Origin of the sequence: Streptomyces sp. NPDC005393, from assembly GCF_040606675.1 — a bacterium.
In the GTDB taxonomy this organism is placed as follows: domain Bacteria; phylum Actinomycetota; class Actinomycetes; order Streptomycetales; family Streptomycetaceae; genus Streptomyces.
In genome coordinates this window covers 1-12809 of record NZ_JBEXFG010000091.1, presented here as the reverse complement: position 1 = coordinate 12809, position 12809 = coordinate 1, and the positions used below count along the sequence as shown (strand labels likewise).

General features: G+C 68.2%; 13 protein-coding genes. 11 read left to right on the top strand and 2 right to left on the bottom strand.

Annotated elements, in window-relative coordinates; all coding sequences use genetic code 11:
• Positions 1–1121: 1121 nt before the first annotated feature.
• Both ABZS71_RS34830 and ABZS71_RS34825 read right to left on the bottom strand, forming a co-directional pair.
• Positions 1122–1544 carry a hypothetical protein gene (locus ABZS71_RS34830; RefSeq protein WP_356216686.1) on the bottom strand — a complete coding sequence of 141 codons (423 nt, stop codon included), beginning with the start codon at positions 1542–1544 and terminating at the stop codon, positions 1122–1124.
• Positions 1545–1765: 221 nt separating this feature from the next.
• A complete protein-coding gene (locus tag ABZS71_RS34825) occupies positions 1766–3217 on the bottom strand; it encodes a PLP-dependent aminotransferase family protein (RefSeq protein WP_356216683.1) in 1452 nt (483 codons plus the stop codon).
• Positions 3218–3634: 417 nt separating this feature from the next.
• Here ABZS71_RS34825 and ABZS71_RS34820 point away from each other — a divergent pair, with 417 nt between their 5' ends.
• From ABZS71_RS34820 to ABZS71_RS34770, 11 genes are all read left to right on the top strand, one after another.
• On the top strand, positions 3635–4939 hold the full coding sequence (locus tag ABZS71_RS34820; protein WP_356216680.1) for an anthranilate synthase component I family protein: 1305 nt from the start codon (positions 3635–3637) through the stop codon (positions 4937–4939).
• Entirely contained in the window at positions 4936–5532 is a 597-nt protein-coding gene (locus ABZS71_RS34815) for an aminodeoxychorismate/anthranilate synthase component II (RefSeq protein ID WP_356216677.1), read from the top strand. Before ABZS71_RS34820 ends, ABZS71_RS34815 begins: the two co-directional genes overlap by 4 nt.
• A 70-nt stretch (positions 5533–5602) precedes the next feature.
• Positions 5603–6988, top strand: coding sequence for an SDR family NAD(P)-dependent oxidoreductase (locus ABZS71_RS34810; RefSeq protein WP_356216689.1), 1386 nt, complete (start codon positions 5603–5605; stop codon positions 6986–6988).
• Positions 6989–7039: 51 nt separating this feature from the next.
• Positions 7040–7780 (top strand): hypothetical protein, encoded by a 741-nt coding sequence (locus ABZS71_RS34805; protein ID WP_356216674.1) that lies wholly within the window; start codon positions 7040–7042, stop codon positions 7778–7780.
• Between the two features lie 5 nt (positions 7781–7785).
• The gene (locus ABZS71_RS34800) at positions 7786–8256 is read left to right on the top strand and encodes a hypothetical protein (protein WP_356216672.1); all 471 of its coding nucleotides are present in this window, start codon (positions 7786–7788) and stop codon (positions 8254–8256) included.
• A 2-nt stretch (positions 8257–8258) separates the two neighbouring features.
• Positions 8259–9395 (top strand): MFS transporter, encoded by a 1137-nt coding sequence (locus tag ABZS71_RS34795; RefSeq protein ID WP_356216669.1) that lies wholly within the window; start codon positions 8259–8261, stop codon positions 9393–9395.
• A gap of 177 nt (positions 9396–9572) precedes the next feature.
• The gene (locus tag ABZS71_RS34790; RefSeq protein WP_356216666.1) at positions 9573–10877 is read left to right on the top strand and encodes a TrpB-like pyridoxal phosphate-dependent enzyme; all 1305 of its coding nucleotides are present in this window, start codon (positions 9573–9575) and stop codon (positions 10875–10877) included.
• Between the two features lie 63 nt (positions 10878–10940).
• Positions 10941–11615, top strand: a complete 675-nt coding sequence (locus tag ABZS71_RS34785; protein WP_356216664.1) for a flavodoxin family protein — start codon at positions 10941–10943, stop codon at positions 11613–11615.
• Between the two features lie 62 nt (positions 11616–11677).
• Positions 11678–12019: a cupin domain-containing protein gene (locus ABZS71_RS34780; protein ID WP_356216661.1), complete on the top strand. Its 342-nt coding sequence runs from the start codon at positions 11678–11680 to the stop codon at positions 12017–12019.
• A complete protein-coding gene (locus tag ABZS71_RS34775) occupies positions 12016–12360 on the top strand; it encodes a chorismate mutase (RefSeq protein ID WP_356216659.1) in 345 nt (114 codons plus the stop codon). Before ABZS71_RS34780 ends, ABZS71_RS34775 begins: the two co-directional genes overlap by 4 nt.
• Positions 12357–12722, top strand: a complete 366-nt coding sequence (locus ABZS71_RS34770) for a hypothetical protein (protein WP_356216656.1) — start codon at positions 12357–12359, stop codon at positions 12720–12722. Before ABZS71_RS34775 ends, ABZS71_RS34770 begins: the two co-directional genes overlap by 4 nt.
• Positions 12723–12809 lie beyond the last annotated feature (87 nt).

The window sequence follows — 12809 nt, the reverse complement described above, 5'->3', positions numbered from 1 at the left end:
GTACTGCGCGCCTCGGCCGAGCAGGTAGCTGGCGTGCTCGCGCTGGGTGTGCATGGCGTCGCTGGTCACGACCACGCCCGCCAGATCGGCGAGAGAGCCTGTCGGCTCTTGAGTTGGGCCTGACGGCCCAACTCGGGCCTGACGGCCCGTAAGATGACAGGGCGTCACGCCTGACGGCGCGAGCGTGCGTTGGTGCGGCCGACGATGTCGGGCCGAAGTAGCTGAGGGATTCCCCCTGTCGGGGGAATCGTGAGATGGGCTGGAACAGGACCGGCGCCTACGGCACCGGTTGAAGTCAAAGTTGTTAGTTGCACAGTTATTTGAGTAGCCCCCTCCCCTGATGGGGAGGGTTGGTGGTTCTGCGGGTTTCCGCTGGCGATGCCAGCGGGGAACGCTGGCTGCCTTGGTGACGGCTCGCCAGCTGCGCTGGCACAGAGGTGATCTGTCAGGTAGTAGTCACCAGGGCCTCAAGAGGTTTTCCTCAACCCTTGGGCTCCTCTCGCCTACGGCGGGAGCGTTCGACGGACTTGCCGGCAAGCATTCGGGCTGAGATATCACGGGTTGATCCTGATAAGCCGACTCACCTGAAGGCGAGTCAGGTGAGGGCGCTGATACGGGTGGTGAAGGACCGTACGCCGGGGAGGGCGCGATCGTGCCACATCAGGCTGGCGGCCATGTTCCGTACGGCGCCACGGCGGACTTCTTGGGGTGCGGCCTGTTCAGCTTCCAGCAGCGCGCGATAGCAACGCTCGGGTTTGCCCCACTGGTCGAAGGACCGGGCGACGTCGATCCAGTAGCGGGCCTGTCGCTCGGTGGTGGGCAGGGCGGTGACGTCGACGCGGCGGGCGTCCTCGATGGCCTGCCCTACGTCGCCGAGCAGGTGATCGAGATCTGGTGGAGGAGGCCTGGCTGGGGCCGAAGGTGGTGCCGCGCAGGAGCGCGTCGCGGCCGATTTGGCCAGCCGTGGCTTCCGCCTCGGCGATGAGTGCGTGGGCGGTGTGCCGGTCGCTCTGTTTCGCTACCGACATCGCCGTACGCGCTGCCAAGCAGCTGGCCGCCGACCGCACCGCCGACGAGACCGAGCGACTTTCCGTGCAGGGCAACCTGTACGCCACAGCGGCCTACACTGCAAGGCGCGGGCGTAGTGCCCCTGACGGCGCCAGGCGCTGGAGATCATGCGGTGGGCTTCGGCGACCGTCAGCGTGTCGGCACCCTCGAGTGCGGCGGTCGGCGGTGACGGCGGCTAGGCCGTCACCGCCGAGCTTGATGCACAGTCGTGTGGCGGTGTTGTACAGCTCGGCGACTGCGGTCGCCGCCTGCTCGGGGTGTCCGTTGGTGCCGAGGGCCTGGGCGAGCCCGATTCGGGGAGGGATTGCTCGGGCGAGGGTGTCGTAACGGCAGGCGTTGAAGTCACGGCGGGCCGCGTCTACCGCCGCGGCGACCGTGGTGGGGGTGGGATCCGGGCGGAGAACCGTGTCGGATTTCCGGTAGAGCAGCAGGTCTTCCAGACCGGACAGGCTCGGGCGGGCGGAAGTGGAAGCCACGGCTGATGTGGGGCTGAAGACTGTTCTGGCGGTGGCCCCGGCCAGGCCGACCAGGAGATTCCGGCGTCGCACCGGATCCTCACGCTCCTCGCCCCTCGGCTGTGTGCCAACCCTAGTAGCGCCGGGGATCCGGTGAAGACCGTTCACCTGCGGCATTGCCTTCTCGTGTCGGGGCGCTAGCCCGAGCAGTTGCGGTGAGTCTCTACGAAACCCAGGCCAGCTCACGTCAAGCCCCCTAACTGCCGATATGCCGACCCAATGGCCATCAGACTCTTGGCCAGTCCCGCGCTGTTCACTGTGGCGTAGCTGATCACCAGGGCGGGTGGCCTCGATGTGTCTGTGAGGGTGTAGAAGTGGCCGCCCCGGACCAGTACGGAGCGGTGGCGGGCGGCTCGGACCAGGGCCTGTTCGTCCAGGTGCGGGGGGAGTTGGAGGTATGCCTGGAGACCGCCGCCGCGGCCGATGAGGTGAGTACCGGGGAGCCAGGACTCGGTCTGGCGGCGGAGGACCTGGCGGCGGCGGTGGAATTCCGCGCGGAGTTTGCGCTGGTGGCGGTCGAGGGCGCCGGTGTCGATGAAACGGGTGAAGGCCAGCTGTTCCAGGCCGGAGCAGCCGATGTCCCAGCCCGCGCGGACGTGCTCGATCGAGGCCATCAGTTCCGAGGGGGCCGCGAGCCAGCCGAGGCGGAGGGCGGGGGCCAGGGTCTTGCTCGCGCTTCCGGCGTAGACCACCCGGTCCGGGGCGAGGCTCTGCAGCGAGGGGAGCTGGTCGATGCGCTGCACGAACGCGCTGTCGAAGTCGTCCTCCAGGACATAGCCGTCGACCTCACGCGCCCAGGTGATGAGGCGCTCGCGGCGGGCTTGGCTGAGCCGGGCGCCTGTGGGGAACTGGTTGGCGGGCGTGATCAGGACGGCCCGTACGTCGCTCTCCTCCAGAAGGTCCACCCGTAGACCGTCCTCGTCCACGGGGATGCCGACCGGGCGTAGGCCCGAGCTGGTGATGAACTCGCGCTCGCCCGGGTGACCGGGGTCCTCCACGCCGAGCGTGGTGTGTCCCCGGTCGAGCAGGACCTTGCAGGTCAGGGCGAGGCCCTGGGCGAAGCCGGCCGTGACCATGAGGTCCTCGGGGCGGCTTCGCACGCCGCGCACCCGGCCCAGGTAGCCGACCAATACGCGACGGGTCAGCAGGACCCCGGCCGGCGCGGAGTAGCTGAGCTCCTGGCGGCCCGCGTCATTGACCACGGCGGCGACACAGCGGATCCACTCCTGGCGGGGGAAGTCCACGACGTTCGACGTTCCGGTGCGCAGGTCCCACATCGCCTCGGGGACAGGCTCCGGGTCGGGCGGTACGAGCGTCGAGGCGGCGCCCTCGTCCGACTGGGCGCGGGCCGCGATCGTGGTGCCGGAACCGCGCTTGGTCTCCAGATACCCCTCGGCCGACAGCTGTTCATATGCCTCCACCACGACGCTACGGGAAACCCCTATATCGAGGGCGAGCTGACGGCTGGAGGGAATTCGTGTGCCCGGCCACAAAGTTCCATTCTCAACTAATCCTCGCAGTGCGTTACGTACCTGGACAGCCAGCGGAAGGCGCGATTCACGGTCCACGGTGAGCGCTAGTTGCCGCGACAAGTGGTCTCCTCCCGGACAGCCGAAGTGGTATGGCCAGCGCATTCTCACATTTGATGGAGTCATCTCGCACACACATTCGTCGCCGGGCGGGAATGCCGGCGACCGGGGGTGGCACGGGGGAGCCGGATCGAAGTGGTCCGGCATGCGTGGCGTGCGGCGACGGATCTTTTGCGCGCCGCAGACGTAATTTTTCATTCCTCGAAAGCCCCACGGTCCGTTCGGATCAGAAAGGTTTTCGCTGTGTCTTTGCTGTCAGAGTTAAACCTGCCCGAAACCGGTGCGCGTGATCTCCGAAGCCCTTCCGTCCGTCGACGCGCTGAGCCTGTACGAAGCCCTTGCCAGTACGCGGGACCAGGGCGATGTCTACCTTTTCGAGAGCCTGGACGGGCCCACCAGGACCGGCACTATGCCGCCGTCGGCTGCGGACGCCTCGCGGAGCTGCGCGTCTTCGCCGACCGCGTGGAACTCGTCGCCGCCGGGGACCTCGGCGACGCGCTCGCCGCGGCGCTCTCCGCGGTCGTCGGGGAGCCGCGCGGCACGGAGGGCTGCGTATGGCATTGGGGCGTGCGCGATTCCGGGGCCGTGTGGCGGCTCCTGCGCGCGGTCCAGGGCGTGTTCGCCGTCGACACCGAGGTGCCCACAGGGACGTTCGCGTTCGGATTCCTCACCACGCTGTCGTACGAAGCGGCCTGGGCCATGGAGGAACTTCCCTCCCTACAGGACGAGTCGGACATGCCGCGTTGCACACTCACCCTCTTCAAGGACACGGTCTGGTACGACCTGCGGAGTGGTGGGGTGCGTCATCTCGCTGGGACGGGGGCACAGTTGACGGAGGACCCTGCGCAGGAGCCGCTGCGGGCTGTCGTGGACAGGGTGAACGCCCAGGGCATGGCGAGTGTCGCCGCCGCCGTGCCGGAGGCCCCGGAGCCGCTGTCCGTGCGGGACACCGTGGACGAGGAGACATTCGTCGTGCGCGCCAAGCGGTGCCTGGGTCATATCGAGATCGGAGACAGCTACCAGATTCAGATAGGTCACCGCATCGACATCGAGAGCGAGTTGACGCCGCTCCAGGTGTACCGACGGCTGCGGCACCGCAATCCGTCCCCTTACATGTACCTCGTCCCCTGGGCGGGCCGGACGGTGATCGGGGCTAGCCCCGAACTGTTCGTGCGGATCCAGGACGACGCCATCTCCATGCGCCCGATCGCCGGGACCGCACCCCGGGCCGCCGATCCGGACGAGGACGACCGCCGAGTAGCGGAGCTGCGGGACAGCGCCAAGGAGCGAGCCGAGCACGTCATGCTGGTCGACCTGTGCCGAAACGACATCGGGCGGGTCAGCGTGCCCGGCACGCTGTCCGTCGACACAATGATGGAGGTCGAACCCTTCGCGTACGTCCATCACTTGGTCTCGACCGTGTCCGGCCAGGTCAGGGATGGCACAGATGTCTGGTCGGCGATCTGCGCGACCTTCCCGGCGGGCACCATGACCGGTGCGCCGAAGCTGCGCGCCATGGAGATCATCAACGACATCGAGGACCACCCGCGCGGCATCTACGCCGGGGCGCTCGGCCTGGTCGACGTCCGCGGGTTCGCGGTGCTCGCCCTGTGCATCCGGACCGCCGTGCACGACGGAGTTCGGTACAGCACCCAGGCGTCGGCGGGCGTGGTCGCCGATTCCGTGCCGGCCGACGAATGGCGGGAGACGCTGGCCAAGATGAGCGCCACCTACTGGGCGCTGACCGGTGAGGAGTTGCTGCAGTGAAGGTCCTGCTCGTCGACGCGTACGACAGTTTCAGCCACATCATCGACCAGTACCTGCTCACGCTCGGCGCCGAGACCGAGGTGGTGCGCTCGCGCACCCGCACGGTGCGGCAGCTGGTGGAGTCGGCTCCCGACGCCGTGGTCCTGGGGCCAGGCCCCGGGCACCCGGCGGACTCCGGGCACGTCGAGCTCGTACACGCCTTCGCGGGGCAGGTGCCGCTGCTCGGTGTCTGCCTGGGCCATCAGGCGATCGGCCTCGCGTACGGGGCGCGGATCGCTGTCGCCAAGCACCTGATGCACGGCAAGACGAGCGCTGTCGGACACGACGGACAGGGCGTGTTCGCGGGCGCAGCGAGGCCGCTGACGGTCACCCGCTACCACTCGCTGATCGTCACCGGTCCGACCGTGGAGCTCGCGGTGACCGCGACGTCTCTGGACGACGGCTATGTGATGGGCGTACGCCACCGGACGCTCGCCGTCGAAGGTGTGCAGTTCCATCCGGAGAGCGTGATGACAGAGGGCGGGATGCGGCTCTTCGGGAACTTCCTGGAGGGGGCGGGCGCGGTGAATGCTCTGAGCGGCACCGCTCGCTGAACGGGGAGGAACGGGCTACGGGGATACGGAGAACACGGGGAAATGATCAGATGAACGTACCAGGCGACCGCTGACGCGTGGCCGTGGCAGTGGTGAGGGGCGGGGCGCCGGAGGGATCGGGCGCGCCGCGACGGCCGCACTCGCCGAGTCCGAGCACCGGGTACTCGCCGTTGACGTCAAGGACGACGCCGACCCTGCGGCACACGCCGCGCTCGTCGTCGACCTGGGCGTGCCGGGGGCGGCCGGGGAACTCTTCCAGGAGATCGAGGACGCGTACGGAGTGCCCGGGATCCTGGTCAACAACGCCGGGATCTACGAGGCCAGGGACTTCCTGGACTACGACGCAGAGAGCTACGGCCGTGTCTTCGACATCAACGCGGGTGCGGCCTTCTGCACCCGGGCACTCGCCCGCCGGCTGATCGCCGCGGGGCGGCCCGGCAGTGTCATCAACGTCGCCTCCATCAGCGGCCAGAGCGGCAGTCCTGAAGCGGCGTACGGAGCGTCCAAGACGTCCACCGAGAGAAGCAGTCCCACGGAAGTGGTCTCCCGGAATTCCCGGAAATTGGCCACATCCGGCATCCCGCACGCTCCCTACTGTCGATCACATCAACAGCGGATCACCGACTCGACCACCGACACCGACACCGACACCGACACCGACATGGAAATGAAGGATCACAGCCCCATGGACAGCACCCCCACCGGCGCCCGCACCCTGACCGTCACCATCGACGCGCGGCTGTCGGAGCGCGTGCCCGGCTATGTGCTCGGTCTGATCGCCGTGCCGGACATCGACGTCGTCAAGGACGCCCCGGCGGTGGCTGCGCAGCTCACCGCCGCCGAGGACGATCTGCACGCCGCGCAGCTCTCCAAGGCGGAGGTCTCCGCGCTGCCCGCGATCGCCGCCTGGCGGGACGCCTACCGGGCTGTCGACGTAAACCCCAACCGGTTCCTCTGCGCCGCCGAGTCGGTCCTGCGCAGGGTGGCCAAGGGGGACCGGCTTCCGCGGATCAACTCCCTGGTGGACCTGTGCAATGCCACGTCGCTGGACAGCCGCCTTCCGGTGGCGTCCTGCGACGTGGGCGACATCGAGGGCGAGCTGGACGTGCGCCTCGCCCACGGCGGTGAGACCTATCTGCCGCTCGGCGCGCCCGACGCGCCCGAGCAGCCCGAGCCGGGCGAGGTCGTCTACGCCGATGGACAGGGACGCGCGCACTCACGGCGCTGGAACTGGCGGCAGGGCGACGTGGTCAAGACCGAACTCGGGCCGCGCCGGATCCTGCTCACCGTGGAGTCCGCGCACGAGGGCGGCCGTGACGACGTCGAGCGGGCGCTCGGCCGGCTCACGGAGGCGCTCGCCGGGCTCTGTGTTGAGTCGGGGAGGCCGCTGGTGCTCGACCGGTCCACGCCGTCCGGGGAGCTGTTCGGCGCCTGGTCGGCCGCGACGGTCCACTGAGCCTGCACGCCACTCGCGTATGACGCGCACGACTCGCATGAGGAGCCCCGCATGAACCGTTCCATCCTGGTGCTCTACCGACCCGCCTCGGGACGCTACACCGCCCAATTGCGCAGCGTAGTCGCGGCCGCCACCGACCTCGGCGTCAAGACGGTGGTACTGCTGCCCACCGGCGAGGAGGCCCCCGAGGCCGACGGTTTGCCCCAGTACCACGCCAATCTGGAGGACGCGGCATCCGTACGCGCCGCGGTTGACGGGATCGTCGCCGAACACCGCATCGAGCGGATCTTCCCGCTCTTCGAAGGCGATGTGCTCCCGGCGAGCCGCAGCCGCAGGGACCACGGGATCCGCGGTCTCACCCCGGACCAGGCGCTCAATTTTCGCGATAAGAACGTGATGCACCGCAGGGCCGAGGAGCTCGGCGTTCCGGTCGCACGCTCCTGCCGCCCCGACACCGTCGGCACCGTAGCGGAGTTCGCCGGCAAGGTGGGCTACCCCGTCGTCATCAAGCCGTACGCGGGCTGGGCCTGCGGCAACACCTACCGCGTGGACAGCCGCGAGGCACTGGACCGCGTCTGGGAGGAGATGGGCGACGACCGGCACGAGTACCGGGTCGAAGAGTTCATCCGCGGAACCGAGTTTCACGTCGACTCACTGTTCCAGGCGGGCGAGGTCGTCTTCGAGCAGCTCTCCCAGTACACGTACTCCGTCCTGGAGTACCGCGACGAGCCGGGCGGCACCATCTCCCGCAAGCACGACCTGTCCCGCGCGAGCAGCGGATCCTGGAGCTGAACGCGGTGGTCCTGCGCGGCTTCGGGCTGAGCACCGGAGTCGTGCACGCCGAGTTCTTCCTGCTCGACGACGGCGAGGTCGTCTTCGGCGAGGCGGGCGCACGCGCGGGCGGCGGCTCGATCGTGCCAGCCATCGAGGCGGGACGCGGCATCAACCTCGCGGGCGAGTGGTGCAGGCTCGAACTCGACCCGCAGCACCGGCCCGCGGCGCGGCTGGGCCCGGAGGTCGGCACCGAGTATCTGGCCTCGGGCGAGTACGGCCGGATCACAGCCATCACCACGCCCGCCGAGCTGACGGCACTCGAAGCGGTGCTCGACGCCGACGTGTGGAAGAACGTCGGCGACGTCCTCGCCCCGCCGACCCGCTCCAACGACGTGCTCGGCTGGTACGTGTGCGAGGGCACCGACTTCGAGGATGTGCGGACCCGCTTTAAGACCGTGCGGGACGCATTCCGCGTCGAGACCGAGCAGGCGTAGCCATGTGGTGGACGCGATTCAAGGAACTGCCGTTCGCGCTGCGCCTACTCTTCCTCGCCTCCTTCGTGAACCGCGCGGGCATGTTCGTCTTCCCGCTGCTCGCCGTCTATTTGGTGCGCGGCAAGGACCTCAGCCCCGGTGAGGCGGGGCTGCTCATCTCGATCGGCAGCACCGGGCTGCTCGTCGGCAGTCTGCTCAGCGGGCCCCTCTGCGATCTGCGCGGCCGCCGCACAGCGCTGCTCCTGAACGCGGCAGGCTATCTCGGTCTCGCCGTGCTTGGCGGCCCGCCGTGGACTTACGCAGGACTGCTCTTCGTCGCACTGGTCGGCATGGGCATGTTCAGTCCCGCGTCCAACACCCTCGTCGCCGATCTGACCACGCCCGAGCAGCGCCCGTTCGCCTACACGATCAGCTATGTCGGCAATAACCTGGGGATGGGCGTCGGCCCGCTCCTCGGCGGTGTCGCAGCGGCGTACTCATATCACGTCATGTTCGCGGGGAACATCCTCGCCGGCCTGGCGTGCGCGGCGATGATCGCGGTCTGGGTGCCGAAGGACCGCAGGCGCGGAGCCAACGGCCAGAAGCAAAAGGGTCGCTCGGGACCCCTCGGGCACAGCCATGTGCTGCTGCTCGTCCTGGCCTCCTTCTTCTACGTCGTGCCGCTGATCGGTCTCGAATACGCGCTGCCGCTCGCCGTCACGACGGTGCTGCACGAATCGGCGGGCCTGGTCGGCGCCGTCTACACGATCAACAGTGTCGTCGTGGTGAGCATTGGTCTGCTCCTGGAGAAGCACATCCGGGGGCACGGCACGAAGCTGCTGCTGCTCATCGCGGGACTGCTGTGGGCGCTCGGCCTCGCCGTAATCGTCTTTGCGTTCTCGCTGTCGGCGATCCTGCTCTCCACGGTGGTATGGACGCTCGGCGAGATCATCGTGTCGGTCGTCGTGCCCACGTATGTCGCTGACCATGTCGACGACCGCCGGGTCGGCAGCTTCATGGCGCTCAACGGCTTCGTACTCGGCCTCGCCCGGCTCGTCGTGCCGGTCGGCCTTGGCGTCATCTGGACTCGCACGGCCATCAGCCCGTCTTCTTCACGCTCTTCGCGGCGCCTCTGGCCGGCATGGCGGCGTACGCGCTGATGCGGATCAGGCCGTCGGTCACCGTGAAGGGCTCCGAACCCACCTCTCCATCCACTGCCACTGCCACTGCCACTGCGGCAGATGCGGTGGGCCCCAGCAACTAACCACCCTCCACGGCCGGTTGCCTCAGCCCTTCCGTCCGCACCGGTTTCACTCCACTCACAGGAAAAGTGTTTCATGTCCCAGACGAAGTATCTGCTGTCCGAAGATCGCATCCCCACCACCTGGTACAACGTGGTTGCGGACCTGCCCAAGCCGCTGGACCCGATGCTGCACCCCGGCACCCGGGAGCCGATAACCGCAGCCGACCTGGAGCCTCTGTTCCCCCCGGAGCTGATAGCCCAGGAGTTCTCCACCGACGCCGAGGTGGACATCCCCGGCGCCGTCCTCGACGTGTACAAGCAGTGGCGGCCCAGCCCGCTGGTGCGAGCCCGCCGCCTGGAAAAGGCGCTCGACACCCCAGCCCGCATCTACTTCAAGAACGAGGGCGTCAGCCCGGCCGGCAGTCACAAGCCCAATACCGCCATCCCGCAGGCGTACTACAACAAGCAGGCGGGCGTGAAGCGGCTCACCACCGAGACTGGCGCGGGACAATGGGGCAGCTCCCTCTCCCTCGCCTGCCAGTACTTCGGCCTCGTCTGCGAGGTCTACATGGTCAAGGTGAGCTACCAGCAGAAGCCTTACCGCCGCAGGCTGATGGAGACCTTCGGCGCCAGCGTCACCGCGAGCCCCAGCGAACTCACCGAGGCTGGCCGGTCCGCGCTCGCTGCCGACCCGAACTCCCCCGGAAGTCTTGGCCTTGCCATCTCCGAGGCGGTGGAGGCGGCGGTCAGCAGCGGCGGCACTGCCAAGTACGCGCTCGGCTCAGTGCTCAACCACGTGCTGATGCACCAGACGATCATCGGTCAGGAGGCCCAGCTCCAGATGGAGCTGGCCGAGGACTACCCGGACATCCTGATCGGCGCAGCTGGCGGCGGCTCCAACTTCGGGGGTCTCACGCTTCCCTTCCTGGGTGAGCAGCTGCGAGGCGGGCGTTCCGTGCGGGCCATGGCCGTTGAGCCGTCGTCCTGCCCGACCCTGACCGAAGGAACGTACGACTACGACTTTGGTGACACCGCGGGCATGACGCCGCTCACCAAGATGCACACCCTCGGACATGACTTCGTGCCACCGAGCATCCACGCGGGCGGTCTCCGCTACCACGGCATGTCGCCGATCATCAGCGCGCTCAAGGACCTCGACTACCTGGAGGCCCGCGCCGTCCCGCAGACCGCCTGCTTCGACGCCGGAATGACCTTCGCCCGGCACGAGGGCATACTGCCCGCGCCGGAGTCCACGCACGCCATCCGAGTAGCCATCGACGAGGCCCTCGCCTGCAAGGAATCCCGCGAGGAGAAGAGCATTCTGTTCTCCCTCTCCGGGCACGGCCACTTCGACATGCAGGCCTACATCGACTACTTCGCCGGGAAGCTCAAGGACTGACCGGCTCGGGGAGGGCGGGCTCGGTCGGCCCTCCCCGGAACAGTGACTTACGGGGGAGATTTCATGCAAGGAATACCTAGGGCTAGACCTGTCATTCTCGGCATATCAGGGTCCGAGCGTGCTGGGGGCAACACGGATCTAGGGCTCGAGTACGCGGGCGAACTGGTTCGGGAGCGGGGTGCCGTTTTCCGCACGGTGCACCTGCGCGACTACCGCATCTCACCGTGCAGCCCGTGCGGTGACTGCAACAACCGAACGAGCCCGTGCGCCCTTCCGGACGACATGCCCGCCATCATCGAGGAGATGAAGCGGGCCGACGGAATCATTTACGCCGTGCCCGTGCACGGCTTCGGTCTCGCGCATCTCATGCAAATCTTCATTGAGCGGGCGGGCGTCGGTTATCTGCGCTTCGACCGACCTCTCGCCAACAAGGTCGGCGGCATCATCGTCACGTGCCGCCGCTACAGCGACGCCTCAGTGCACAACCAGCTCGTCGACAATCTGCTGCTCAACCGGATGATCTTGGTGGGGAGCGGTTTCCCCGCGCTGCTGCGGAACACGTCGCGGGTGCCGGGGCTGAACGACGCCGAGGGCCTGGACGCGCTGGCGCGCATGGCCCACCGGATGATCGACATGACGCTGCTGCTGCGCAATGCCCAGGCGACCTCCGGGGGGCCGGTGCTTCCCCTGGACGACCGTAACGAACGTGTGGCCCCACGGACGCGTTCCGCGTCTTGAGACAGATGCCGCAACCACCTTTCACGCATAACGCAAACGACCTCTTGAGGAGAGCTCTGCCCATGACCAACACCCCCGCCCTCGTCGGCGTCAACTTCGACGACATCCCCTGGGAGAAGTGGCACAAGCCCGGCGCCGACGGCCGGGTGAAGATCGCGTACACCGGCGGTCTGCGGGTGCGCCTGATGGAGCTGCCCGCGGGCTTCAACGAGGAGGAATGGTGCGAGCGCGGCCACCAGGGCTATGTCCTGCAGGGCGAGTTCACCATCCACTTCGGCAACCGTTCGGTGCCGTGCCACCCCGGCATGGGCTTCATCATCCCCGGTGACGAGCGGCACCGCTCGCAGGGCTCCGACGCCGAGCCCACCGTCGTGTACGTGATCGACGAGGTGCCCGCACCATGACCGGCTCGGAACGGATCGACGAGCTGCGCGGCTCCATCGACGGACTTGACTGGCAGATCCTCGTGCTGCTCGCCGAACGAACCCGCGTGGTACGGGAGTTGACCGAGCACAAGCGCGATGAGGAGACGGTGCGCTCACCCGGCCGGGTGGAACAGGTCATCGCCAAAGTGCGCCGGTTCGCCGACGAGCTGGGCATGCCGCCCGGCATCGCTGAGGCAACGTACCGCACACTCATCCGCGAGTTGACGGGGCTTCAGCTGACGCGGCTCGCCGAGCGGCGGGCGGCGGGCGCAACCGCAGAGGTCACCCGTGAGGGCACGGCCCCGGAGGGCGCGGCATGACTCGCCGCCGCCTCGCAGATCTCCGCACCGCGCTGGCCGGGCTCGATGCGATGCCCGGCCAGCTGGTGCGGGAGCGGGAGGAGGTCCCAGCCAGGTTCGGGGTCTCCTCCCGGTATGCGAAGTGGGCCGGGACGCCCGCCCCGCCGCCGACGGGGCCGGGCCCCGCAGTGCTCTTCGAGCGGGTCACGCCCAGTGCCGCGGGCAGCGAGCCGCGGGCCGTGCTCATCGGCCTGTACGGCACCCGTCGCCGGGCGGCCGCGCTGCTCGGGACGACTCCGGCAGAACTGCCGTACCGGCTGCTCGACGCGGTGGCCTCGCCCATGCCGCCGGTGAAGGTCCGGGACGAAAGGAGTCCTAGATGAATGAGTCCAAGGGTTCGCCTGCGGACATGGCACGAGGGCGCCCAATGTCAATGTGTGACGAAAGACCTGGACACCCTCGCAACGGCA

Coding starts and splice junctions, on each gene's coding strand:
- ABZS71_RS34825 (WP_356216683.1), bottom strand. CDS start 3,217: ATGCGCTGGCCATACCACTTCGGCTGTCCGGGAGGAGACCACTTGTCG.
- ABZS71_RS34805 (WP_356216674.1), top strand. CDS start 7,040: ATGAACCGTTCCATCCTGGTGCTCTACCGACCCGCCTCGGGACGCTAC.
- ABZS71_RS34795 (WP_356216669.1), top strand. CDS start 8,259: ATGTGGTGGACGCGATTCAAGGAACTGCCGTTCGCGCTGCGCCTACTC.
- ABZS71_RS34790 (WP_356216666.1), top strand. CDS start 9,573: ATGTCCCAGACGAAGTATCTGCTGTCCGAAGATCGCATCCCCACCACC.
- ABZS71_RS34785 (WP_356216664.1), top strand. CDS start 10,941: ATGCAAGGAATACCTAGGGCTAGACCTGTCATTCTCGGCATATCAGGG.
- ABZS71_RS34780 (WP_356216661.1), top strand. CDS start 11,678: ATGACCAACACCCCCGCCCTCGTCGGCGTCAACTTCGACGACATCCCC.
- ABZS71_RS34775 (WP_356216659.1), top strand. CDS start 12,016: ATGACCGGCTCGGAACGGATCGACGAGCTGCGCGGCTCCATCGACGGA.
- ABZS71_RS34770 (WP_356216656.1), top strand. CDS start 12,357: ATGACTCGCCGCCGCCTCGCAGATCTCCGCACCGCGCTGGCCGGGCTC.